Origin of the sequence: Rhodococcus sp. KRD197 (assembly GCF_017168235.1) — a bacterium.
Lineage (GTDB): Bacteria > Actinomycetota > Actinomycetes > Mycobacteriales > Mycobacteriaceae > Rhodococcoides.
In genome coordinates, this window is sequence record NZ_JABFAO010000004.1 from 611509 (window position 1) to 635042 (window position 23534).

23 protein-coding genes are annotated in these 23534 nt (G+C 65.5%); 16 read left to right on the top strand and 7 right to left on the bottom strand.

Translation table 11 applies throughout. From position 1 onward, the window contains the following. Window positions 1-27: 27 nt before the first annotated feature. Entirely contained in the window at window positions 28-996 is a 969-nt protein-coding gene (locus J1M86_RS09130; RefSeq protein ID WP_075839690.1) for an SGNH/GDSL hydrolase family protein, read from the bottom strand. Window positions 997-1119: 123 nt separating this feature from the next. Between J1M86_RS09130 and J1M86_RS09135 the strand changes: the two genes are divergently transcribed. After that, window positions 1120-2505 carry a cystathionine beta-synthase gene (locus J1M86_RS09135; protein ID WP_206509600.1) on the top strand — a complete coding sequence of 462 codons (1386 nt, stop codon included), beginning with the start codon at window positions 1120-1122 and terminating at the stop codon, window positions 2503-2505. Between the two features lie 61 nt (window positions 2506-2566). Here the strand turns inward: J1M86_RS09135 and J1M86_RS09140 are convergent, their stop codons facing one another. After that, window positions 2567-3754 carry an acyl-CoA dehydrogenase family protein gene (locus J1M86_RS09140; RefSeq protein WP_206509601.1) on the bottom strand — a complete coding sequence of 396 codons (1188 nt, stop codon included), beginning with the start codon at window positions 3752-3754 and terminating at the stop codon, window positions 2567-2569. A 96-nt stretch (window positions 3755-3850) separates the two neighbouring features. Between J1M86_RS09140 and J1M86_RS09145 the strand changes: the two genes are divergently transcribed. Genes J1M86_RS09145 through J1M86_RS09175 form a run of 7 tightly spaced genes read left to right on the top strand, consistent with a single transcriptional unit; the run spans window position 3851 to window position 10844 of the window. After that, window positions 3851-5014 (top strand): cystathionine gamma-synthase, encoded by a 1164-nt coding sequence (locus tag J1M86_RS09145; protein WP_075839691.1) that lies wholly within the window; start codon window positions 3851-3853, stop codon window positions 5012-5014. A 4-nt stretch (window positions 5015-5018) separates the two neighbouring features. Further along, window positions 5019-5795 carry a glutamate racemase gene (locus J1M86_RS09150; RefSeq protein ID WP_206510015.1) on the top strand — a complete coding sequence of 259 codons (777 nt, stop codon included), beginning with the start codon at window positions 5019-5021 and terminating at the stop codon, window positions 5793-5795. 36 nt (window positions 5796-5831) lie between these two features. Beyond that, the gene (locus tag J1M86_RS09155; protein WP_206509602.1) at window positions 5832-7439 is read left to right on the top strand and encodes an ABC transporter substrate-binding protein; all 1608 of its coding nucleotides are present in this window, start codon (window positions 5832-5834) and stop codon (window positions 7437-7439) included. Next, a complete protein-coding gene (locus tag J1M86_RS09160; RefSeq protein WP_241259899.1) occupies window positions 7394-8470 on the top strand; it encodes an ABC transporter permease in 1077 nt (358 codons plus the stop codon). Before J1M86_RS09155 ends, J1M86_RS09160 begins: the two co-directional genes overlap by 46 nt. Next, window positions 8463-9284 carry an ABC transporter permease gene (locus J1M86_RS09165; protein WP_206509603.1) on the top strand — a complete coding sequence of 274 codons (822 nt, stop codon included), beginning with the start codon at window positions 8463-8465 and terminating at the stop codon, window positions 9282-9284. The genes J1M86_RS09160 and J1M86_RS09165 overlap by 8 nt, the downstream gene beginning before the upstream one ends. A 10-nt stretch (window positions 9285-9294) precedes the next feature. Further along, window positions 9295-10206, top strand: a complete 912-nt coding sequence (locus tag J1M86_RS09170; RefSeq protein ID WP_206509604.1) for an ABC transporter ATP-binding protein — start codon at window positions 9295-9297, stop codon at window positions 10204-10206. Then, a complete protein-coding gene (locus J1M86_RS09175) occupies window positions 10203-10844 on the top strand; it encodes an ABC transporter ATP-binding protein (RefSeq protein WP_206509605.1) in 642 nt (213 codons plus the stop codon). The genes J1M86_RS09170 and J1M86_RS09175 overlap by 4 nt, the downstream gene beginning before the upstream one ends. Before the next feature lie 28 nt (window positions 10845-10872). On the opposite strand, the gene J1M86_RS09180 is transcribed toward J1M86_RS09175, so the two are convergent. Further along, window positions 10873-11916, bottom strand: coding sequence for a ferredoxin--NADP reductase (locus J1M86_RS09180; protein ID WP_206509606.1), 1044 nt, complete (start codon window positions 11914-11916; stop codon window positions 10873-10875). Between the two features lie 236 nt (window positions 11917-12152). On the opposite strand from J1M86_RS09180, the gene J1M86_RS09185 reads away from it, so the two are divergent. The 3 genes from J1M86_RS09185 to J1M86_RS09195 are packed head-to-tail and all read left to right on the top strand — an operon-like array spanning window position 12153 to window position 15351. Then, entirely contained in the window at window positions 12153-13361 is a 1209-nt protein-coding gene (locus J1M86_RS09185) for an iron-containing alcohol dehydrogenase (RefSeq protein WP_241259901.1), read from the top strand. Further along, window positions 13358-14704, top strand: coding sequence for a histidine kinase (locus J1M86_RS09190; RefSeq protein WP_307786579.1), 1347 nt, complete (start codon window positions 13358-13360; stop codon window positions 14702-14704). The genes J1M86_RS09185 and J1M86_RS09190 overlap by 4 nt, the downstream gene beginning before the upstream one ends. Then, window positions 14701-15351 carry a response regulator transcription factor gene (locus tag J1M86_RS09195; RefSeq protein ID WP_075839696.1) on the top strand — a complete coding sequence of 217 codons (651 nt, stop codon included), beginning with the start codon at window positions 14701-14703 and terminating at the stop codon, window positions 15349-15351. The genes J1M86_RS09190 and J1M86_RS09195 overlap by 4 nt, the downstream gene beginning before the upstream one ends. On the opposite strand, the gene mftM is transcribed toward J1M86_RS09195, so the two are convergent. Both mftM and mftR read right to left on the bottom strand, forming a co-directional pair. Continuing rightward, window positions 15344-16168 (bottom strand): mycofactocin oligosaccharide methyltransferase MftM, encoded by an 825-nt coding sequence (gene mftM, locus J1M86_RS09200; RefSeq protein ID WP_206509607.1) that lies wholly within the window; start codon window positions 16166-16168, stop codon window positions 15344-15346. The two genes, J1M86_RS09195 and mftM, sit on opposite strands and share 8 nt — an antisense overlap. Before the next feature lie 15 nt (window positions 16169-16183). Beyond that, window positions 16184-16804, bottom strand: coding sequence for a mycofactocin system transcriptional regulator (gene mftR, locus J1M86_RS09205; RefSeq protein ID WP_075839698.1), 621 nt, complete (start codon window positions 16802-16804; stop codon window positions 16184-16186). 114 nt (window positions 16805-16918) lie between these two features. Between mftR and mftA the strand changes: the two genes are divergently transcribed. The 5 genes from mftA (at window position 16919) to mftD (J1M86_RS09230) (ending at window position 20989) form a co-directional block, all read left to right on the top strand. After that, window positions 16919-17032: a mycofactocin precursor MftA gene (mftA, locus tag J1M86_RS09210; RefSeq protein WP_075839718.1), complete on the top strand. Its 114-nt coding sequence runs from the start codon at window positions 16919-16921 to the stop codon at window positions 17030-17032. A 2-nt stretch (window positions 17033-17034) separates the two neighbouring features. Next, entirely contained in the window at window positions 17035-17334 is a 300-nt protein-coding gene (gene mftB / locus J1M86_RS09215; RefSeq protein ID WP_075839699.1) for a mycofactocin biosynthesis chaperone MftB, read from the top strand. 64 nt (window positions 17335-17398) lie between these two features. After that, window positions 17399-18631, top strand: coding sequence for a mycofactocin radical SAM maturase (gene mftC, locus J1M86_RS09220; RefSeq protein ID WP_075839700.1), 1233 nt, complete (start codon window positions 17399-17401; stop codon window positions 18629-18631). A gap of 13 nt (window positions 18632-18644) precedes the next feature. Beyond that, window positions 18645-19823 carry a pre-mycofactocin synthase MftD gene (gene mftD / locus J1M86_RS09225; RefSeq protein WP_206509608.1) on the top strand — a complete coding sequence of 393 codons (1179 nt, stop codon included), beginning with the start codon at window positions 18645-18647 and terminating at the stop codon, window positions 19821-19823. Between the two features lie 17 nt (window positions 19824-19840). Further along, window positions 19841-20989 (top strand): pre-mycofactocin synthase MftD, encoded by a 1149-nt coding sequence (gene mftD, locus J1M86_RS09230; RefSeq protein WP_206510019.1) that lies wholly within the window; start codon window positions 19841-19843, stop codon window positions 20987-20989. Between the two features lie 29 nt (window positions 20990-21018). On the opposite strand, the gene J1M86_RS09235 is transcribed toward mftD (J1M86_RS09230), so the two are convergent. Together J1M86_RS09235 and J1M86_RS09240 are read right to left on the bottom strand one after the other, a co-directional pair. Then, entirely contained in the window at window positions 21019-21780 is a 762-nt protein-coding gene (locus tag J1M86_RS09235) for an IclR family transcriptional regulator (protein WP_206509609.1), read from the bottom strand. Beyond that, a complete protein-coding gene (locus J1M86_RS09240) occupies window positions 21780-23285 on the bottom strand; it encodes an APC family permease (protein WP_075839720.1) in 1506 nt (501 codons plus the stop codon). The genes J1M86_RS09235 and J1M86_RS09240 overlap by 1 nt, the downstream gene beginning before the upstream one ends. Window positions 23286-23534: the final 249 nt, after the last annotated feature.

Consider the following 23534-nt stretch of genomic DNA (forward strand, 5'->3'; position numbering starts at 1 on the left):
CGAGTAGGCGTGGCCCGTTGTTCGAACTTATCGCTCCTCGGTCTGCGCTCGGATCTCGGCACCTCGTCTGCGCAGGAACCGATCTACCGACGCCGCAGCTCGCGGAATGAACCGGCGTGATTCTGCCGCTGCGGAAACCTCGGGCAAGTCGGGGAGCGGGCCTCCGTTCCACTCGCCCAGCGCGGCGGCCAGCACCGGAAGAAGCTGCCTCGCCGCGAGCTCGTAGCCCGCTGCAGAAGGATGGAACCGGTCTGCGGAGAACATGGTGTCCGGCGCCGCAAGAAACTCCGGTGCCAGCAGATCGGCCAGCGCCACCGGGTATCCGCCCGCCTTTATCGTCTGCTCGGCCTGAGCCTTGGCCAGGCGCAGACCCCAATTGCGCACGACCGTTCGCAGGGGCTGCGGGATGGCCGTCACGACGCCGAGGTCGGGGCAGGTGCCGACGGCGACGACCGTTCCCTTCGCGGTCAGCCGTTCCACCGCGTTGCCGAGCCGCGTCGCGGAACCGGCGACCGAGAACTTCTTGGTGACGTCGTTGGCGCCGATGAGGATGATCGCCGCGTCCGGCGCCGGGCCGGCGACGAACATGGCGTCGACCTGACCTTCCAAGCCCTTGGATGTGGCGCCGCCGATGGCTTTGGTACTCAGCCGTACTCGTTTTCCGGTCTCGTCGGCGAGGCCGCGAGCGACCAGCACGCCGGGAACCTCGTCGGCGACCGTGCAGCCGACCCCGGCTGCAGTGGAATCACCGAAGACCATCAGGTGAATATCTGCCGAACTGTCGAAGCGCCACCGCTCGGGGGTGAGGTCCCCGGGGCCGTAGACGCCGTCGGCCTCGGGTGGCCGAGCAGTGTTGCGACCGATGACGCCCCGGGCCGACGTCGCCTGCGACATCAGATGCCGGTACGCGGCCCAGGATACAGTTCCCGCCGAAGAGCCCGCGACCACCGTTGCGGCACCGGCCTTGGCCGCGGTTCGCCACTTCTTCAACGGCACTGCTTGTCTCCTTCGATACGGGCCACCACACCATCGTATTCATCCGGGCGATGCGTCAGAGCCGTACCGCTCGACGCACGGCGCGGCGTGTGTGGAAAAGACGGCATCTGGGAAGATGAAGGCATGCGCATTGCTCAGCACATCACCGAACTCATCGGTAACACCCCGTTGGTCAAGCTTTCCTCCGTTGTCGGCGACAACGCGGGGACGGTTGCAGCCAAGATCGAATACCTCAACCCGGGCGGTTCGTCGAAGGACCGCATCGCGGTGAAGATGATCGACGCGGCCGAGGCCGCCGGCGAGTTGAAGCCGGGCGGCACCATCGTCGAACCCACGTCGGGCAACACCGGTGTCGGGCTGGCACTCGTCGCGCAGCAGCGCGGCTACAAGTGCGTGTTCGTCTGCCCGGACAAGGTCGGCGAGGACAAGCGCAATGTCCTGCGGGCGTACGGAGCCGAGGTCGTGGTGTGCCCTACAGCGGTGGCCCCGGAGGATCCGAACAGCTACTACAGCGTGTCCGATCGCCTCGTGCGTGAGATCGACGGCGCGTGGAAGCCCAACCAGTACGCCAATCCCGCCGGTCCGCAGAGCCATTACGAGACCACCGGTCCCGAGATCTGGGCCGACACCGACGGCAAGATCACCCACTTCGTCGCGGGCGTCGGTACCGGCGGCACGATCTCCGGCACCGGCAAGTACCTGAAGGAGGTCTCGGGGGGCAAGGTCAAGGTCGTCGGCGTAGACCCCGAAGGCTCCGTCTACTCCGGCGGCACCGGGCGGCCGTACCTCGTCGAGGGCGTCGGCGAGGACTTCTGGCCCACCGCCTACGACCCCTCGATCCCCGACGAGATCATCGCTGTCTCCGACGCCGACTCGTTCGACATGACGCGCCGCCTCGCCCGCGAGGAAGGCCTACTGGTCGGCGGATCCTGCGGGATGGCTGCGGTCGCGGCGATTCAGGTCGCCGAGCGCGAGGGCCCCGACGCTCTCGTCGTGGTGCTGCTGCCCGACGGTGGTCGCGGATACCTCGCCAAGATCTTCAACGACTCCTGGATGTCCTCGTACGGTTTCCTTCGTTCGCGTCTCGACGGCACAACCGAGGAGACCTCCGTCGGAGAGGTGCTGCGCGGGAAGTCGGGGGCAATCCCGGACCTGGTGCACACGCACCCGTCGGAAACCGTTCGCGATGCCATCGAGATCCTGCGTGAGTACGGCGTCTCGCAGATGCCGGTCGTCGGCGCCGAGCCGCCCGTCATGGCCGGTGAGGTGGCGGGCAGCGTCACCGAACGCGACCTGCTCAGCGCGGTCTTCGAAGGCCGTGCTGCGCTCGCCGATTCGGTGGCTCAGCACATGAGCGATCCGTTTCCGCTGATCGGTGCAGGCGAGACTGTCTCCGACGCGACGAAGGCGCTCGGCGAATCCGATGCACTGATGGTCGTCGAAGAGGGCAAGCCCGTCGGCGTCATCACCCGGCACGACCTGCTCGGATTCCTGAGCAAAGGCGCCTAGCGGCGCATGTGCGCGGAAATACATAGCCCGCTATGTATTTCCGCGCACATGCGTGAAGCGCCTACCGGAACGCGCTCGACCCGGTCAGCGCCTGCCCGATCACCAATTGATGAACCTCTGACGTGCCCTCGTAGGTGAGGACCGATTCGAGGTTGTTGGCGTGCCGGAGCACCGGGTATTCCAGAGTGATGCCGTTGGCGCCGAGGATGGTGCGGCACTCCCGGGCGATTGCGATCGCTTCCCGGACGTTGTTGAGCTTGCCGAGGGAGACCTGCTCGCCGCTCAGTTCGCCCTTGTCCTTGAGCCGCCCGAGGTGCAGGGCGAGTAGCTCTCCCTTGCCGAGCTCGAGGGCCATGTTGGCGAGCTTGGCCTGGGTCAGCTGGTATCCAGCGAGGGGCTTGTCGAAGACCTCACGGGTCTTGGAGTATTCGACGGCGGACTCGATGCAGTCGCGGGCCGCGCCCATCGCCCCGAAAACGATGCCGAAGCGGGCCTCGTTCAGGCAGCTCAGCGGGCCACGAAGACCTTCGGCCTCGGGCAGCATCGCGTCGGCAGGGAGTCGGACGTCCTCGAAGACGAGCTCGCCGGTGATGGACGCGCGTAGTGAGAGTTTCTTCTTCACCGTGTTCGCGGTGAACCCCGGCGTGTCGGTTGGGACGATGAAGCCCCGCACTTTGTGGTCCGTCTGCGCCCACACGATCGCGACGTCCGCGACGGGACCGTTGGTGATCCACATCTTGCTGCCGTTGAGGATCCAGTCGTCGCCGTCCTTCTTGGCGCGGGTGAGCATGCCGCCGGGATTGGAGCCGAAGTCCGCTTCGGTCAGACCGAAGCAGCCGATGAGTGATCCCTCGGCCATCCCGGGCAGCCACTGCTGTTTCTGGTCCTCCGATCCGAACTTCCAGATCGCGAACATCGCGAGCGAGCCCTGTACCGACACCAGGCTGCGGATGCCGGAGTCCATCGCTTCGAGCTCGAGGCAGGCCAGCCCGTAAGCAGTCGCCGAGGTGCCGGCACACCCGTATCCCTCGAGGTGCATGCCGAGGAGTCCGAGCGCGCCCAGTTCCTTGGCCAGCTCGCGCGCGGGGACGGTGCCCTCCTCGAACCAATCTGCCAGGTGTGGCCGGATCCGCTCGTTGCCGAGTTTGCGGACCGTGTCCCGAATCTGCCGTTCCTCGGTGTCGAGGAGAGAGTCGATCGCGAACAGTTCATCGACGCTCTGTGAGCGGAGGGATGTCTTCTCGGTCACGGTGCCTCTTTCTGATCAGGGATGTCTTCGCAGGCTACCCACGCGAGCGGCGGACGCGATAGAGAATGCGCGCGGTCGCCCACTAGGCTGAAAGCCATGAGTGAGCAGCGCAGCAAGGCAGAGCAGGGATTCTCCACCAAGGCCGTTCATGCCGGTTACGAACCGGATCCGCTGACCGGTGCCGTGAACGTTCCGATCTACGCCAGCTCGACGTTCGCTCAGGACGGAGTCGGCGGCATGCGCAACGGCTTCGAGTACGCCCGCACCGGAAACCCGACGCGTCGGCCCCTCGAAGCCAACCTGGCTGCCATCGAGTCCGGTACCTACGGGCGCGCGTTCTCCTCGGGCATGGCCGCGACGGACGCGCTGCTCCGGGCAGCGTTGCGGCCCGGCGATCACCTCGTCATCCCCAACGACGCCTACGGCGGCACCTTCCGGCTGATCGACAAGGTCTTCACTCAGTGGGGCATCGAGTACTCGGTGGCCGCGGTGTCCGATGTGGACGCGGTCCGCGACGCGATCCGCCCCAACACGAAGCTGGTGTGGGTCGAGACACCGACCAACCCGCTGCTCAATATCGGTGACATCGCCGCGCTCGCCGAGGTCGCGCACGAGAAGAATGCCAAGCTCGTCGTGGACAACACGTTCGCCTCGCCCTACCTGCAGCAGCCGTTGCAGCTGGGTGCTGACGTGGTGCTGCATTCGACCACCAAGTACATCGGGGGCCACTCCGATGTGGTCGGCGGCGCGCTGATCACCGACGACGAAGAACTCGATGCGGCGTTCGCCTTCCTGCAGAACGGTGCCGGCGGAGTCCCGGGCCCGTTCGACGCGTTCCTGACGCTGCGTGGCATCAAGACGCTCGCGCTGCGGATGGAGCGTCACAGCGACAACGCGGAGAAGCTCGTCGACATGCTCGACGGCCATCCCGCGATCTCCACGGTCATCTATCCCGGTCTCGCATCGCATCCCTCGCATGTGGTCGCGGCCAAGCAGATGCGACGGTTCGGCGGCATGATCTCGGTGCGGCTGGCCGGCGGCAAGCAGGCGGCGTTGGACTTCTGCTCGCGTACCGAGGTGTTCACGCTCGCGGAGTCGCTCGGTGGTGTCGAGTCGCTCATCGAGCACCCCGGGGCCATGACGCACGCGTCGACGGCCGGGTCGCTGCTCGAGGTGCCGGACGATCTGGTGCGGCTGTCGGTCGGTATCGAGGACGCTGCCGATCTCGTCGGTGACATCGAGCAGGCTCTGGGTCGGTAGGGGAATGATCGTCGCCTTGATCGACTCGGGGCTCGGGTTGCTGCCGACGGCGGCGCGACTGAGAACGCTACGTCCGAGGCTGGATCTGATTCTGCTGATGGATCCGGACGAGGCGCCCTGGGGGCCCAAGCCCGACGCCTGGGTGGTTGATCGAGTGCTCGCCGCGGTCGATCGCGCGGTCGCTGCAGGCGCTGAGGTGATCGTGTTGCCGTGCAACACCGCCAGTGTGACTGCGTTGGCGCACGTGCGCGCCCATCTGGGCACGGGTGTTCCGGTGGTGGGTACGGTTCCCGCCATCAAGCCTGCGGCGGCGGAGAGCGAGCGCATCGCGATCTGGGCGACTGCGGCGACGACGGCGAGTTCCTATCAGGCTCGGTTGGTCGAGGAGTTCGCTGCCGGCCGGACGGTGACGCCTGTGGCGTGTCATGGGCTCGCGGATGCGATCGATCGTGGCGACACGGACGGTGTGTCGGCGGCGATCCGGGCGGCCGCGGCATCGACACCCGAGGACGTGGAGTCCGTCGTGTTGGGTTGTACGCACTATCCGCTGGTGGTGGACGAGATCCTCGCGTCGCTGCCCGCCGGCACTCGGCTCTACGACAGTGCCGAGGCCGTGGCCCGGCAAACCCTGCGACGTATCGACGAGCTCGGCGGTCCTGACGAAGGGTCCGGATCGGTGACGGTCTCGCTGAGCGGACGAGCCGGTGACTTACCGGCCAGTGCGCTCGCGCACCGAGAGGGCGCCTTGCTGACCAACCACCGCTGTGGGATCATTCGTTGATCTGAACAATTGCTCAGATGAACGTCTGGAGAGTCGATGGTGCGACGTGCGTGGGTCGTCGCGGCTGCAGTCGGCGCACTCGCGCTCACCTCGTGCAGCGCCCCCACCGATCCGGCCGCAGCTTCGGCCGACGCCGGCATCGTGCTCGCCGACGGGCACGAGCTCGGTGGATACAACCCGGTCGCCGGATTCGGCTCCGCGGGTGAGGCGAAGATGTACGACGGTTTGTTGCGCCTCGACGGTGCCCCGGGGTTGCCGGGCTTCGAGCCCGCCCTCGCCGCCGAATTGCCGACCCCCAACGCCGACGCGACGGTGTGGACGGTCCCATTGCGCGAGGGCGTCACCTTCTCCGACGGCTCGACCTTCGAGGCCGCGGATGTGGTGGCCACCTACGAGGCCATCGAAGACCCCGCCTCGGCGTCGGAGGTGCGATCCTCGTTCGACATGATCACCTCCGTCGTCGAGCTCGATCCGCACACCGTCGAATTTCGACTGGCCCATCCGTACGCGGCCTTCGAGACCAAGCTGCTCATCGGGATCGCTGCCTCGGAGGCGCTGGCGGAACCGGGCCTGGCCGCCGAGTCGGAGCTGAACACCGCGCCTGTCGGAACCGGGCCGTACAAGCTCGTCGATCTCACACCCGACCGCGCTGTCTTCGAGGCCAACGAGGACTACTGGGACGGGGCACCGGAGGTGAAGAAGCTGACGCTGCTCTACGTTCCGGACGACAACACTCGCGCTCAGCGAATGGCCTCCGGCGAGATCGACGGGACGACTCTACCTCCGGTGCTCGCGCGAACCTTCGACGACCGGGAAGCGATGACGGTGTCCGCCAACACTTCCGCCGATTGGCGTGGAGTGTCGATGCCCACCGACAATCCGGTCTCCGGTGACCCGGCGGTGCGGATGGCGCTCAATCTCGCTGCCGACCGAGCGTCCATGGTCGACAACGTGCTCGCCGGATACGGTCGAGAAGCCGCCACTCCCATGCCCGACGCGTACGGCGACGCGTACGAGCCCGAGGCCGTATTCGCCTACGACCCCGCTGAAGCAGAACGGTTACTGAGCGAGGCCGGCTGGATCGACGGTTCCGACGGGATCCGCTCGCGGGACGGCATCCGCGCCGAGTTCACCGTGATGTACAACTCCGCCGACACCGTACGCCGAGATCTGGCTCAGGCCTTCGCATCCGACGCACTTGCGGTAGGCATCGAAGTGAATCTCGAGGCGCTTTCGTGGGATCGGATCGACCCGCGGATCTCCTACGATTCGACCCTCATGGGCGGTGGCTCCGAACCGTACGACCCGGACACGCAGGCATACAACGCGCTGCACTCGGTGTTCCTCGAACCCGGAGTGGGCAGCATCTACGACAACGCGAGCGACTATTCCAATCCTGCGGTCGACTCGGCTCTCGAAACGGGACGCCGAAGCCTGGACCCAGCTCAGCGCAGTGCCGCCTACCGAGACATGCAGCGGGCGTATGTCGCCGATCCCGGCTCGATCTTCCTGGTCTTCCTCGATCACACCTACGTGTGGAAGACTTCCGACTGGACGATGTCCGGGCCCATCCTCGAACCGCATTCGCACGGCGTCACCTGGGGACCGTGGTGGTCGTTGCAGACGTGGACACCGCAATCATGACGGCAACCATCACCCCGGCCCCGGTATCGGCGACGGCCCGCCGCGACCGACACAGCAGACGCCGCCGAATTCTCGGGATGATCGGACGACGGCTACTGTTCGTCGTCCCCGTCTGCGCGGGCGTGTCCGCAGGATTGTTCGCAGCCGCCGCGGCCTCGCCCTTCGACCCGTTGGTTTCCTACCTCGGCGCGCGATACACCAGCACGTCCGAAGCGGACAAGGCGATTCTCGCTGAACAACTCGGCTTCGACCAGCCCTGGTACTCGACCTATCTGCAGTGGCTGCAGGGTGTGTTCACCGGCGATCTCGGCACATCGAGAACGTTCGGCCAGCCGGTCGCCCAGGTTCTCACCGAGCGCCTTCCGTGGACGCTGTTGCTCGCCGGCACCGGATTGTTGCTCGCTGCGGCGGTGGCGCTGGTACTCGGTGTCGCCGCCGGAATGCGCCGAGGCGGAATGCTCGATCGTGTACTCACCGGCCTCTGCATCACTGTGCAGGGGCTGCCGCCATTCGTGCTGTCGTTGGGGGCCATCGCGCTGTTCGCCCTCGGGCTCGGGTGGTTGCCGGTAGCGGGCCTGTCCGACGGGGGAGCAGACCCGACCGTCGCAGGAGTAGCCGAACACATGGTGCTGCCCGTTGCAGTGCTCGCGGTGTCGCAGGTGCCGTGGCTGTTGCTCGTTGTCCGCGAGTCGGTATCGGCCTCGCGGAGCGAGGACTACGTCGCAGGAGCGCTGGCGCGGGGTATCCCCGATTCCACGGTGACCCGCCGACACATCGTGCCGACATCGTTGGCTCCGTTCGTCAATGTCGTGGGAGTGCGGTTGCCCGAGCTCGTCGTGGGCGCGGTGCTGGTGGAAGAGGTGTTCTCCTGGCCCGGTATAGCGGGCGCAGTCGTCACCTCGGCCCGCGATCTCGATATGGCACTGCTGGCCGTGCTCACCGTGGGCACCACGCTGGCGGTGATGATCGGCTCTCTCTTCGCCGACGTCGTGGCGGCGATGCTGGATCCGCGGGTGGCCACCGATGGGTAGGCGCAGGCTCGTGGTGGCGGCGGTGCTTCTGGGTCTGTTGACGCTCTATGCGATCGCAGTTCCGTGGTTGTCCGGCGTCGACGATCGGATCACCGATTTCGCCTCCGCCCGGCAGGGGCCATCGGCCTCGCACTGGTTCGGTACCGACTCCGCAGGCCGAGATCTGTTCGTTCGCAGCGCCTCCGCCATCCGCACCTCGCTTCTGATCGCGGCGGCCTGTGCGGTGCTCGCGACCGTGCTGGGCACCGTGGTCGGAGTTTTCGCAGGCGTGTGGGGCGGATGGGTCGACCGGGTGGTCATGCGCTCAACCGACGCGATCAATGCGCTCCCACACCTGCTCCTCGGGATCGTCATCGTAGCGATGTTCCGCGGGAGCATCACGGCGATCGTGCTGTCGATAGCTCTGACGCATTGGACCCAGGTGGCGCGGATAGTCAGATCGGAAATCCTCGGCCTTCGCGGGCGCCCCTTCGTCGACGCCGCCGTCGCTGCGGGTGCGAGCCGAGCGCACGTCATCGGACGCCACATGTTCCCGGCCGTGATGCCGCAGGCACTGATCGCCGTGGTACTGCTGCTGCCACATGCCATCTGGCACGAGTCGACGCTCTCGTTCCTGGGTTTCGGTTTGCCACCGCACGAACCGAGCCTGGGCACATTGCTGTCGGAGGCGCGCAGCTCGCTGCTTCTCGGTGGATGGTGGACCCTGGTCTTCCCGGCCGGCATCCTGGTGCTGGCCACGGTGTCGGTGGCTCTCGCCGGGTCCGCGCTGCGAACCGCCGTCGCACCGCCTGCCCCCGCCGAACTGCGATTGTGAGAACCCTGCTGTGACCGCGCTGCTGATCGAGAACCTGACGGTACGGATCCCGCTGCCCGGGGGCGCGAGCGTGCATGCGGCGAGCAATGTGGACCTGGCCGTCGATGCCGGCACAATTACGGCGTTGGTGGGCGAATCGGGTTGCGGCAAATCGGTTCTCGCATCGGCGGTGTTGGGCATGCTGCCACCGGGGTCGAGCGTCACCGGCTCGGTTACCGTCGTCACCGCCGACCGACGCATCGACCCGTTCACCGACTCCTCGTTCCGTGGCCGCGACGTCGGACTCGTTCCGCAGTCCGCGTCCTCGTACCTGACGCCGGTGCGGACGGCTCGGTCTCAGCTCGAAGAAACGATTCGGGTACTCGGGTCCGGCCGCACCTGCGAGGAGTTGGCGCGCATGGTCGGTCTGGACCCCGCGCATCTGGACTGCTATCCGCACGAGTTGTCCGGCGGGATGGCTCAGCGGGTCGCTTTCGCGGGTGCGCTCGTCGGAGATCCCGCGGTGATCATCGCGGACGAGCCGACGGCCAACCTGGACCGCGAGCTCGCAGATCGCGTGCTGGGACTTCTCCGCCGATCCGCCGACGACGGTGCTGCCGTTCTGCTCGTCACCCACGATCTGGCGTCGCTGATGCGCTCGGAGGTAGCGGACAGGGTTGCGGTGATGTACGCCTCGCGGATCATGGAAACAGGACCGGCCTCACTCGTGTTCGAGGACCCACTTCATGACTACACACGAGATCTGCTGGGCGCATTGCCTTCTCACGGATTGATACCGATTCCGGGGATGCCGCCGCAGTTGACCGATCTGCCGGACGAGTGCGTCTATCACCTCCGTCGTCCCACCTCCGTGCACTCCGGGGGACGCACCGCTCTCGTCACGGTCGGGCAGCGGAGCTACCGGACCAGGGTGAGCGCGTGAGCCTCGACGCCGTGGGAATCGCGGCGGGCTACCCCGGCCGAGCGGACGTTCTCCGCGACCGCTGCTTGTCCGTTCCCGCCGGTGAGTTGGTGGGATTGACTGGGCCGTCGGGAACCGGCAAATCGACGATGGCCAGAGTGCTCGCGCTGCTTCACGAGCCTCGCGCCGGATCGGTGACGATCGATGGGACGCTCGTGCGCGGTGCCGGGTATGCCGTTCCGTCACAGGTGCGACGGCAGGTGGCGTTGTTGTTCCAGTCGCCGAGGGCCGCGACGGACCCGCGAATGGCGCTGCGAACCATCATCGGACAACCTGCCGCGATCGCCCGCCGCGCCGTCGACGTCGACGAGCTGGCGTCGCGGGTGGGGCTGACCCCCGATCTGCTCGGGCGTCGACCGCACCAAGTCAGCGACGGACAGTTGCAGCGCGCGTGCATTGCCCGCGCCCTCGCTCAGCAGCCGCGGTATCTCATCTGCGACGAGGCGACCGCGATGCTCGATGCCGCGACGACGGCGTCGATCATGCGGCTCGTTCTGCACGAGGCGAGCGAGGCTGGAATGGGTGTACTGATGATCAGCCATGACATCGAGCTGCTCGATGCAGTCGGCGCGGCTTCGCCGCCCGTGTTCGCATGGTGACCGCCGATGGTAACCATGCGAACACGGGTCAGAACTCGATGCGCACAATGTCGCTGACGGGACGTGCCTGACATCCGAGAATCAGCCCGTCGGCGAGGTCTTCGTCGTCGAGGATCTCGGAGTTGTCCATGGCTACTTCACCATCGAGGACGGTGCAGGCACACGAACCGCATTCTCCCTCCCTGCAGGAGTAGGGGACATCGATTCCTTTCGCCAACATGATGTCCACCAGGGTGTGCTGCCGCGGCCAGTCCAGAGTGTGTGTCTCGCCGTCGAGTGAGACGACGGCACTCGCCGCAGGCGCACTCTCGGAATCCGAGACTTCCAGATCGGGTACGTCGGCGAAAGGGTCGCCCGAGAGGGATTTGAAGAGCTCACTGTGCATCCGGTTGCGCGGGAACCCGCTGAACTCGAGCGCTTTGTGGACGGCGTCCATGAAGGGGCCGGGGCCGCACACGAAAGCCTGATGATCGCGATACGGGCCTACGAGCGTGGCCAGTTGATCGACGGTGGGCAAACCTTGAATCGACTCGAGCCAGTGGTGCACTGTCAGCCTGCGCGGGTATTGCGCTGCGAGAGTGCGTAGTTCGCCGGCGAAGATCACCGACCTCTCGTCGCGGTTGGCGTAGACCAGCGCGATCTTCCCCACCCCTTCGCTCAGGGCGGACTTGAGGATCGACATGACCGGGGTGATGCCGGACCCGGCGGCGAGAAGCAGGAAGTCCTCGTCGAGGTCGGCCGGGGTGAACAACCCCGACGGCGGCAGGGCTTCTATGGTGTCGCCGGGTGCCAGGTTGTCGCAGACCCAGTTGGAGCCGTACCCGTCGGCGGTGCGTTTGACGGTGACCTTCGGCCGCTCGTCGTGATGAGGGGAGCTGGCCAGCGAGTAGCAGCGAGCCACCGAGCCCGTGCGCTCGCTCGGGATGCGCAGCGTCAGGAACTGCCCCGGGCGATAGTCGAATGCTGCTGGAGTGTCGAAGACTATCGATCGGGCGTCGGCGGTTTCATCGACAACATCGGCAACGGTGAGGGTCACCGAACGAGAACCGTGCGGTGCTTGAGCTGTGACCATCGACGTCCTCTCGTAAAACTGTAACGTGTTCTAGTTTAACCTGCCGGCCTTCGGCCGCGCCACCCCCCGCCGCCTACCTACCCGATCGGGTAGGTAGGCGCCCCGCCCGGAAGCTGGTGGGCATCCGGGCCCGAATGCGGATAGGGTTGTAACGTGCATCACAGGTGCCTGTGCATGTGAGGGTGGCAGATCACGCTGCCGCCCGGAGCCAGAAGAGGCGAGAAGTCATGATCGAGATGGCAGCGACAGGCCAGGCGCTGCACGACTTGCATTCACATCGCAGTTCGGTCGAGGCACCGCGGGTACTCAAGTTCCATGCGCCAGAGATCGTATTCGGCCAGGATTCGCTCGGCGAGGTCGCTCACGCGGCGCTGCGGTTGGGCGCGCAGCGACCGATGGTGGTCACCGATCCGGGCCTCATCGAGACCGGCTGGGTTGCGCAGTTGATGAATCTGCTCGAGGAGCAGGGCTTGGCGCCGACGATGTGGAGCGGCTCGACACCGAATCCCAAGGATTTCGAGATCGAGGCCGGGCACGAGATCTACCAGGCCTCCGAATGTGACGTTCTCGTGGCGATCGGTGGCGGCTCGGTGATGGATGCGGCGAAGGGTATCGCCGTCCTCGCCGGCAACGGCGGATCGATCCTCGACTACGAGGGAGTCGACCAGGCGAGACGGCCGATTCCTCCGCTCGTCATGGTCCCCACCACCTCGGGTACAGGTGCGGACGTCTCGCAATTCTGCATCGTCACCGATACGGCGCGGTCCACGAAGATCACCATCCTCGGACGCGCACTCGTTCCGGATATCACCGTCATCGATCCCCGATTGCTGACGACGATGCCCGAATGGCTCAATGCGGCAACGGGCCTCGATGCGCTCACGCACGGAATCGAGGCGTTCGTCTCGCTCGGGCACAATCAGTTGACGGATCATCATGCATTGCGGGCGGTGACCTTGGTGACCACTCACCTCGCCCACACCATGGACGTGCCGTCGGACATGCGGGCCCGCACCTCGATGGCGCAGGCAAGCCTGGAGGCGGGACTGGCGTTCACCAACGCGATACTCGGGGCGACGCATGCCATGAGCCATCAGGTCGGTGGGTTGCTCGACCTTCCACACGGTGTCATCAACGGCGTCCTCCTGCCGCACGTCATCCGGTTCAACGCTGCTGCCGATCCGATGCCCTACGTGGCGATCGCGGCGAGCCTCGGTCTGCCGGAGGGCCGAGCGTCCGCCGAGGAAGCTGCCCTGGCAGTCGCGGAGCGGGTCGAGCAGTTGGCCCGCCAGGTCGGTGTGCCCGTCGGACTCCGCGAGATCGGCGTCAGCGACGCCGACATCGATGTGCTCGCCACCAACGCCCTGCGGGACGCCTGTATGTCGACCAATCCCCGTCAGGCCACCCACGCCGAGATGGCGTCGCTGTTCAGGACAGCGCTGTGAACGCGCCACCGCCGGACCTCTCGCTGCTGACCGGTCTGCGGTCGGGGAAGAGCACCTTCTATCCCCAGTACCGCGGAGCGGCCGAGAGACTCGAACGGGTCGTGCATGCGTTGGAGCTGATTTCACGCGCGCTGGTGCGCACCGTCGACGGACCCGAAACGCTCATCTGCGCGGTGGCCGAAGCCGCGAGGGCGCACCTGTCGGCGCAGTGGGTGGTGTTCGCGCTCGCGGACGGCGCCCTTCCCGACGCCGGTCCGCGCAGGCTGGTTCTCGGTCCCGACGCCACGCCGTTCCTAGTCGGCGACGTGGTGGGTCCACCGTTGCCCGATGACGTGGTCGACTGCCTCGAATCGATTCGGCTGGCCAGGATCGGCGGGGGGCGTGAGCCGCAGATCGAATCGCACCACGCGTTCGTGCCCATTGCCCTCGACGGCGGCGTGGTCGGTGCGTTCGCCGCGTGGACACCGCAGCGGCGGGTGCTCGACGCGACGGACTCGGCAGTGCTCAGTATCCTTGCCAGCCAGACGGCTGTGGCCCTGCAGAACTCGGCGCTGTACCAGAGTCGCCGCGTGTTGCTGGAGCGGACCGAGAGCGCCTACGCCGAGGCACATCGCACTGCCGCAGACCTCGCCGTTCGCAACGCCGAACTCGAAGCGACGCAGCGCCAACTCGGTGCCGCACACCGGCATCAGGTACTCGACGACGAACGCCACCGTATCGCCCGTGAACTGCACGACAGCGTCACCCAGGCCGTACTGTCCGCGGGAATGCAGATCGAGGTGTGCCGCAACGAGATCCCGGCCGAGGAGCGTCGCGAAAGATTGGATCTGGCAAAGGAACTCACCAGGCGTGCCGTCGAGCAGTTGAGATCGGCGATCTATGCGCTCAATCATTCGCAGGACGCGGACCGTACGACGCTGCCGGAGATGCTCGAGCAACTGTCGGTGGTGCACATGCCCGACGAGTTGCAGGTCTCGTTGCGAGTGGAGGGAACTCCGGTGGAGCTGAGCAGTGAGTGCGAGCACGGGCTGCTGCGCATCGCCGGAGAAGCGCTGTTCAACACCGCAGTTCACGGTCGAGCCAACCGCGCGGTCATCCGTCTGGCCTACCGCGAGGATTACGTGTCACTGTCGATAGCCGACGACGGCCACGGCGATCCGGCGCATCTGCGACTGATGCTGCGGATGGCGGAGAACAACGATGTGGACGGTAGGCATCGTGGTCTCGCGAACATGGCTGCACGGGCACGCGAACACGGCGGACTGCTCGAAATCCGTAGGGCCCGCATCGGAGGCGTACGAGTTTCCGTGCGTGTTCCGTCGAAAGAGAGTGAGCAATCGTGACCGTGAACACCGCTTTGGTCAGGATCGTGCTCGTCGACGATCACGCAATTCTCCGCGACGGCCTCAAATCCGTCCTCGAACGCGAAACGGATCTCTCGGTCGTCGGCGAGGCATCCTCGCGCGCCGAAGGGCTCGCGGTGGTCGAACAGGTCAAACCCGATATCGTGCTCATGGATCTCAAGCTGTCGGCCAGCACCGACTACGAGGGTTTGGCGCTGTGTGCGCAGCTCTCCGGCGCCCATCCCGGACTCGGGCTGCTGGTCCTCACGACGTTTCTCGACGACAGGCTCGTCGTGGAGGCCGTGCATGCGGGTGCCCGTGGATACGTGGTCAAGGATGTCGACACCACCGAACTCGTTCGGGCCATCCGGGCTGTCTCTCGGGGCGAGAGCGCCTTCGACTCCAGGAGTGCGTCGGCGGTGATCCGCTCGCTCAACGGGCAGGGTTCGACCAGCGAACGATTGACCGACCGTGAGCTCGAGGTTCTTCGGCTACTGGCAACGGGTCTGTCCAACAGCGGAATCGGGACAAGGCTGTTCATCTCGGCGACGACGGTGAAGTTTCATGTCAGCAACATCATGCGAAAGATGGGTGTGAGTCGGCGGGCCGAGGCGGTGTACGCCGCAAGCAAGCAGGGACTCATCTAGGCGCGACCACGCGGGAGGTGTCGAGTACCAACCATCCACCGTGGAAGGTTTCGACCTCGAACGGTAACCCGGTGCGAGACCCCATGGCGCGCAGTGCCTCGGCGTCGAAGGTTCGGATGTGTCCGTGGCACGCGGTGGCGTGTGTCTCGAAGGGCACCGCAACGACCACTCGTTCGCGCGCGATTCTGATGGCCTCGGCGAGGATGCGGTCCCCGAGCGCGTCCTCGACGTGTTCGAGTAGGTGTAGGGCAGTGACGGTGTCGGCGTACCCGTCGCCAACCGGTATACCGGCGGCATCGGCCGTCAGGACGTCGACGGTTGCACCGAGGTGCGGCGCTACCGTGCCCAGCAATCGCATCGTGCCCTCCGACAGATCGGTGGCGGTGACCTCGATACCGGCCATGGCGAGGCGTAAGGGGAAGAAGCCGAAGCACGATCCCAGGTCCAGCACGGATCCGCGTACGAGGGCCTCGGCGCGCTGGTGCACCGGCGCGAAATCGGCGCTGCCGGAGAGGAGATCGTCGAGCGAGTTGCGGTAGTACGTGGTCCAGGCCTCGACGGGATCGGTCACCGTGGAGCGAACGAGTCCGACCAGGACCAGTTCGAATTCTCGCTGCGAGAGGTCCATATCGGTGAGCCTGTGTACCAACGCCTCTCCGATGTCGGTCGAGGAGAGTCGGTGCCTAATCGAGAGCGACCCGTGCTGACGGTCGAGCACCACCGCGCCGGGTGCGAGGTGTTCGCTGAACTCGACAGCGGTGTTCTCGTGTGTCCACCGCCCGGCCGTGCCCGGCGCAAGGGCGTCGATTTCGGTCATGTGCGCAACTTCCGATCAGGTTCCGGGGACGTGCTCTGGGGCGTGTACGCCGACCTGGAGCGTGCGAGCGCCCTCGGTCAACAGCTGGGCGAGCTCGAGGGATTCGTCGGTCAGCCACTGCTCGTACGCTGACATTGCCACACCGAGGACCATCCAGCCAACAGTTCGAGGAAAGTGGTCCTGTGGTCCGGAATCGGTTCGTGCGGCTACGTATTCGGCGATCACCTGACGCCACCCCTCGTACATCACCATCGAGTAGCCCTGCAGCGCGGGATTTCGCAGAATCAGCTCCATGCGCTGGCGGTGCACCGGCTTCTCGTCCTCGGGAAAGGTGTTGAAGTGCAGCAGCGCAGTACGGATGCTGTCGGCCAGTGGCATGTCCTCGGGCAGATCGGCCAGCAGTGTCCGCAGCGCGGCGAGCTGCTCGTCGAAATCACCCCAGGGCACTGCGTTCTTGGACGGGAAGTACCGGAAGAACGTGCGCCGCGCGATACCGGCGGCATCGGCGATGTCGTCGACGCTGGTTTCGTCGAACCCGTTCCGCGCGAAGAGTTCGATACCGAGATCACCGATCTGGCCCCTCGTTGTGGACGGGCGCCGACCTACCCGGCTGGACGGTTTCGCACCTCTGGGCAATTTTCCCCTCCGATTGCTGTCTTTCTGCACTCGATGCCATTATGGTGGTGAACCAGGTCACTGTCACTACTGACTGTGGTCGAGACAACAATTCTCTCCGATGGAGGTACCTCGATGTCCCAGAACCCCAAGACCGACGTAGTCGATGCTGCCGTGGTCGAGTCCGATCTGGTCGAAGAATCGTTGGTGGAAGAGGTCTCCATCGACGGCATGTGCGGCGTGTACTGATCATGTCCGCTCCCGCTCGGCCGGCTGAGATGTCCAGCGTGCTCGATCTCGATGCACGCTGGGCCCTTCACCCGCAGGTGGCGCTGCGTCCCGAATCGTTCGGGGCGCTGCTCTACCACTTCGGAACTCGCAAGCTCTCCTTTCTCAAGAATCGCACCATCGTCGCGATCATCGAATCCTTTCCCGAGCACACCGACATGCGGTCGGCCATCGCGGCCGCGGGTATCGACGAATCCGGTATGGCGCCCTACGTGAAAGCCCTGGCCACGCTGGCCGATTCGAAGATGATTGCCCGGGTCTGAGCATCGTACGACGCTCGGAGCCTCTCGGCTCATCGCCCACCGATCTCCGGAAAGAGGACAGACCATGACCTCCATGCTCGAAAGGCCGTCGCCGCCCCCCGCCGTCGGCAAGCTGGTCGACCAGTTCGAACTCGGACTCGACGCCCCGATCTGCCTGACCTGGGAACTGACGTACGCGTGCAATCTGTCGTGCGTGCATTGCCTGTCCTCCTCCGGACGGCGTGACCCGCGCGAACTGAGCACCGAACAGTGCAAGTCGATCATCGACGAACTGCAGAAGATGCAGGTGTTCTACGTCAACATCGGTGGCGGCGAGCCCACCGTGCGCTCCGACTTCTGGGAGCTGGTCGACTACGCCACGGCACACCAGGTGGGCGTCAAATTCTCCACCAACGGTGTCAAGATCGACAAGAAAGTCGCCGCCCGTCTCGCGGCGTCGGATTACGTCGATGTGCAGATATCCATCGACGGTGCCACCGCCGAGGTCAACGACGCAGTTCGCGGTCCCGGCTCCTTCGACATGGCCGTCCGTGCGCTCGAAAACTTGCGTGAGGCCGGATTCACGGACGCCAAGATCTCCGTGGTCGTCACCCGTCACAACGTCAGCCAGCTCGACGAGTTCAAAGCGCTCGCCGACAAATACGGTGCGACACTGCGTATCACACGACTGCGTCCCTCGGGCCGCGGCGCCGATGTGTGGGACGATCTGCATCCGACCGCCGGTCAGCAGCGTGAGCTCTACGATTGGCTGGTCGCCAACGGTGAAGGGGTGCTCACCGGCGACTCCTTCTTCCACCTGTCCGCATTCGGGGACGCACTGCCGGGGCTCAACCTGTGCGGGGCGGGACGAGTCGTCTGCCTGATCGACCCGATCGGCGACGTCTACGCCTGCCCGTTTGCCATTCACGAGCAGTTCCTCGCCGGCAACATCGTTCGTGACGCGAAAGACGGCATGGGCGGGTTCCAAACTGTGTGGCAGACATCGGAATTGTTCCAAGAACTGCGCTCACCGCAGACCTCGGGCGCCTGCACCAAGTGCGCGCACTTCGACGCCTGCCGCGGCGGCTGTATGGCCGCCAAATTCTTCACGGGCCTGCCGATGGACGGCCCGGATCCCGAATGCGTGATCGGCAACGGTGAATTGGCGTTGGCTGCCGCGGGGGAGATCCCCAAGTCCAGCGTCGACCATTCCCGAACCGGGCAGCGCAAGACACCGAGAAAGTCGGTGCCGCTCACGCTGATGATGCGGCCACCGGCCAAGATCTGCGACGAGAATCCGCTCGCAGGAATGGAATAGGAAGAACAACACCATGACCAACTCCGCGTGGTTCGAGACCGTTGCCGAGGCGCAGCGGCGAGCGAAGAAACGTCTACCCAAGTCCGTGTACGCCGCCCTGGTGGCCGGCTCTGAGCGCGGCATCACCATCGACGACAACATGGCAGCCTTCGGCGAACTGGGATTCGCCCCGCACGTCGCCGGATTGTCGGACAAGCGCGACCTGTCGACGACGGTGATGGGGCAGCCACTGTCCTTTCCCGTCATGATCTCCCCGACAGGTGTGCAGGCGGTACACCCCGACGGAGAGGTGGCCGTGGCCAGGGCAGCAGCCGCGCGCGGCATCCCCATCGGTTTGTCCTCGTTCGCGAGCAAGTCCGTCGAGGAAGTCGCTACGGCCAACCCGCAGACCTTCTTCCAGATGTACTGGGTCGGGTCCCGCGAAGTGCTCCTCCAGCGGATGGAACGTGCCCGCGCGGCCGGCGCCGTGGGTCTGATCATGACGCTCGACTGGTCGTTCTCCAACGGACGCGACTGGGGCAGCCCGTCCATTCCCGAGAAGATGGACCTCAAGGCGATGGCCAAGTTCGCCCCGGAGGGCATCACACGGCCGAAATGGTTGTGGGAGTTCGCCAAGACCGGCAAGATCCCCGATCTCACGACGCCGAACCTGACCCCACCCGGTGGCGGCGACGCGCCCACGTTCTTCGGTGCCTACGGTGAATGGATGGGCACCCCACTACCGACGTGGGAGGACGTCGCCTGGCTGCGGGAGCAGTGGGGTGGACCGTTCATGCTCAAGGGCGTCATGCGCGTCGACGACGCCAAGAAGGCCGTGGACGCGGGTGTCACGGCGATCTCGGTGTCCAATCACGGTGGCAACAATCTCGACGGCACTCCGGCGCCCATCCGTGCGCTGCCGGCGATCGCAGAGGCGGTGGGCGATCAGATCGAAATCACCCTCGACGGCGGGATCCGGCGCGGTAGCGACGTGGTCAAAGCCATCGCTCTGGGCGCGCGGGCGGTACTGATCGGACGCGCCTACCTGTGGGGCCTGTCGGCGAACGGCCAAGCCGGGGTGGAGAACGTGCTCGACATCCTTCGCGGTGGCGTCGACTCCGCGGTGCTGGGGCTCGGGCACTCGTCCGTTCAGGATCTGACGCCGTCCGATGTCGTGATGCCGATGGGCTTCGACCGGAAGCTGGGCGTCTGACCGGCCCACGCTCGATGATGTCGACACCGGAATGGTTCGAGACCGTTGCGGAGGCGCAACGGCGGGCCGAGAAGCGTCTCCCGAAGTCCGTGTATGCCGCGCTGGTGGCGGGCTCGGAGCGGGGTATCACCGTCGACGACAACACGGCGGCCTTCGGTGAGCTGGGATTCGCCCCGCATGTCGCGGGGTTGTCGGACAAGCGCGACCTGTCGACGACGATCATGGGACAACCACTGTCGTTTCCAATGATGATCTCGCCGACGGGTGTGCAGGCCGTGCACCCCGAGGGTGAGGTCGCCGTGGCACGAGCGGCCGCGGCACGAGGGATTGCGATCGGGCTCTCGTTGTTCGCGAGCAAACCGATCGAGGACGTCGTTGCCGCGAATCCACACACGTTCTTTCAACTGCACTGGGTCGGCTCACGCGAGTATCTGCTGCAGCTCGTGGAACGTGCCCGCGCGGCCGGTGCCGTGGGTCTGATCCTGACGATGGATTGGTCGTTCTCCGAGGGGCGCGACTGGGGTAGCCCGTCGATTCCGGAGAAGGTCGACCTGAAGGCGATGTGGCAGTTCGCGCCGGAGGCCATCACGCGGCCGAAGTGGTTGTGGGAGTTCGCCAAGACCGGCAAGATCCCCGACCTGACCGTGCCGAATCTGACTACTCGTGATGGCACACCGCCGACCTTCTTCGGCGCGTACCGAGATTGGATGTCCACCCCTTTGCCGACGTGGGAGGATATCGCCTGGCTGCGCGAGCAGTGGGGCGGACCGTTCATGCTCAAGGGCGTCATGCGCGTCGATGACGCGAAGAGGGCCGTGGACGCGGGTGTCACGGCGATCTCGGTGTCCAATCACGGTGGCAACAATCTCGACAGCACGCCCGCAACCATTCGCGTTTTGCCCTCGATCGTCGATGCGGTCGGCGATCGGATCGAGATCACCCTCGACGGTGGCGTCCGTCGGGGGAGCGACGTGGCGAAGGCTCTTGCCCTCGGGGCGCGAGCTGTGCTGATCGGCCGCGCCTACCTGTGGGGCCTGGCGGCGAATGGCCAAGCCGGAGTGGAGAACGTGCTGGACATCCTTCGCGGTGGCCTCGACTCCGCAGTACTCGGGCTCGGGCACTCGTCGGTCCATGAGCTGGAGCCGTCGGATATCGTCAGGCGCTGACGCGCATGTGCGCGGAAATACATAGCGGGCTATGTATTTCCGCGCACATAGGTCAAGCGCACCTGACTGGCGGTCGACCTGAGCAGACCGATCAGATCGGGGTCGTCGTGCACCAACCTGCCCGTCCGCCCGATCACCGCGAGAGCGCCGGATACTCGTCCATCGTCGTCGCGGATGGGGACGGCCACCGACGATCGCCCTACCTTGATCTCGTTGGTCTCGACGGCGATGTCGGTCGTGCGGATTCGGCTCATCTCGATCGCGAGTTCGGCCAGATCGACGATGGTGTGCGCCGTGAATTTCCTGAGATCGGACAGAACGGTGCGATCGGGTCGGTGGGCCAGTAACAGTTTTCCGATCGCCGACGCATGGATATGAGTTACCAGTGCAGTCTCGCCGGACAGTTCGTGGTCGGGGTCTCGGTCGATCAACTGAATTCGATCGTTCTCGTACGACGCCAGGTACACCCCGAACCTGATGCGGGCACGAAGCTCGTCCACGATGTGGTGATTGTCGACCTCGCTCGCAGGCGCCGCTGTGGCGAGCTCTCTCGTTCGGCGACCGAGAGCGAAGCCCGACAGGTCTTCGATGCGCACCAGGAAGCCGTCGGCGACCAGAAGATTGAGCAGTCGGTACGCCGTGGCAGGTGGAATTGCTGTGGCGTGCGCGACCTCCTTGGCCGTTGCCCCCGAACCTAGATGTGCGACGGCTTCGAGCAGCGCAAGCGCCTTCTGGACGGCACGCGGTTCGTGTCCTCCGACTTCGCTCGTTCTCACCGTCCGCACTGCCATCAGCGGGCGTCGGTCCAGGGACTCTTCACCACGGCAACCGCGCCGCGCGAGTTTTCCCCGTACGCGGCAGCACCCGGTAGGACGTCGCGGCTTTCTGCGCTGTCGAACACCCCGACGGCGGTGAGGGCGGCCGGTCTGTGTACGTGTAGATAGACGCGCCAGCAGAATCCGGACAGTGCGAGCACGCCGAGCATGATCAACATGGTGACGTTCTGCGCTAGCCCCACCGTTACGACGAGGTTGGCCAGGACGGCGCATCCAGCGGTGCACGCGAGCACTCCGGCAAGCACTACCGTCGCAGTGAGTTCTCCTATACGCCTGAGGAAGACCACTGCGGCGATGGCGACGACGGCATATCCGACGATGAGGGCCGCCCGAGCCAGAAGCCGCGCGTCGTCGAGCACGGCGGAGCTGCTGAACACCACGAAAGTCGAACTGACTACGACCAATCCGCCGAGGACTACGCAGAGTGCAACGTACGGGGTGCGGAAGGTCTGGTGGACGCGGGCGAATCGATCGGGAACGACGCGCTCGATCCCCATCGTGTAGAGCAGTCTCGACGCCGCGTTGGACGAAGCCATGGCCGAGGCGAGCCACGAGCAGCTCAGTCCGAGATTCAATGCGACGACCAGCCACACATCGATACCCGTCGAGGAGCCGTGTTGGTACGCACCGATCAGCACACCGCCTCGACCGGACCACGCTGCCCACGCCGCGAATGTGAAGAGCGCGCCGCAGATCATCGGGGTCAACAGAACCGTCCTGGTCACAGTGACGAGTGGACGTTTCGCCTCGGGACCGAAGAACGTAGCACTCTCGAATCCTGCGAGGGCGAACATCGCACCGAGAGCGACGAGGAGCAGGCCGTTCGGTGCCCCGGACGGTTCGACGGTAACCGGTTGACTCTCTGGCAACAGGAGTAGGGCGGTGATGAACACCAGCGAGCACAGCTCGACCACCAGAATTGCGGCAGCCGCGAATCTGACTCCGCGGACCAGACATCCGAGTATTCCGAGAGCGATCACGGCGTGAATCACCACGGCGCCAACGACTCCACCGGTGGGTATTCCGGTCTCACGGAGCACCGTGCGCACCGCCTGGCCGCCGAAATAAAGCGTCAGCGCCCCACTGGCGCAGTACTTGCACAGCATCGCAATACCGACCGTCAGAGCCCCGCGCGATCCCGAACCCTTCACCGCGAAACTGTAGAGACCGCCGGAGGACGAGAACCGCCTCGTGAACTGCGAGACACAGAACGCGATCAGCGACACGACGATCGTTGCGGCCGCTATCGTCAGCAGACCGCCGAGCATCGTCTCGTTGGTCAACATCGTGATCGGCAGGATCACCATCGATGCGGCCGGAGCGGTCGTGGCTACCGATTGCGCGAACACTTCGATACCCGACAGCTGGCGGCGGCCGAGTGCGCGCAGTGGTGACAGTGCCGGCCGCTCCGGCTCTCGAGCGGCGAAGGAGGCCGTGATGGCCTGTTCGAGTGCAGACATGATGGCCGAAAAGTAGCTGCGCATTGTTGCGGCCGCATTGCGTCGATGCTTCGCCTGAATTCGATCGAGTGAGAACTCCAGCCGAGTCGTGGTCGAGTTCTCACCCGGAGTCGAATGAACGTTTCGCGTGCTACGCATTCTCGAATTCTCGAGATTCCACCATTGACCGAACTCGAAACCAGTCGATTTCGGCCGGTAATTCGAGTGAAAGCCGGCAGAAGGAGTGGAAGAAACCCATGGCAGTTACAC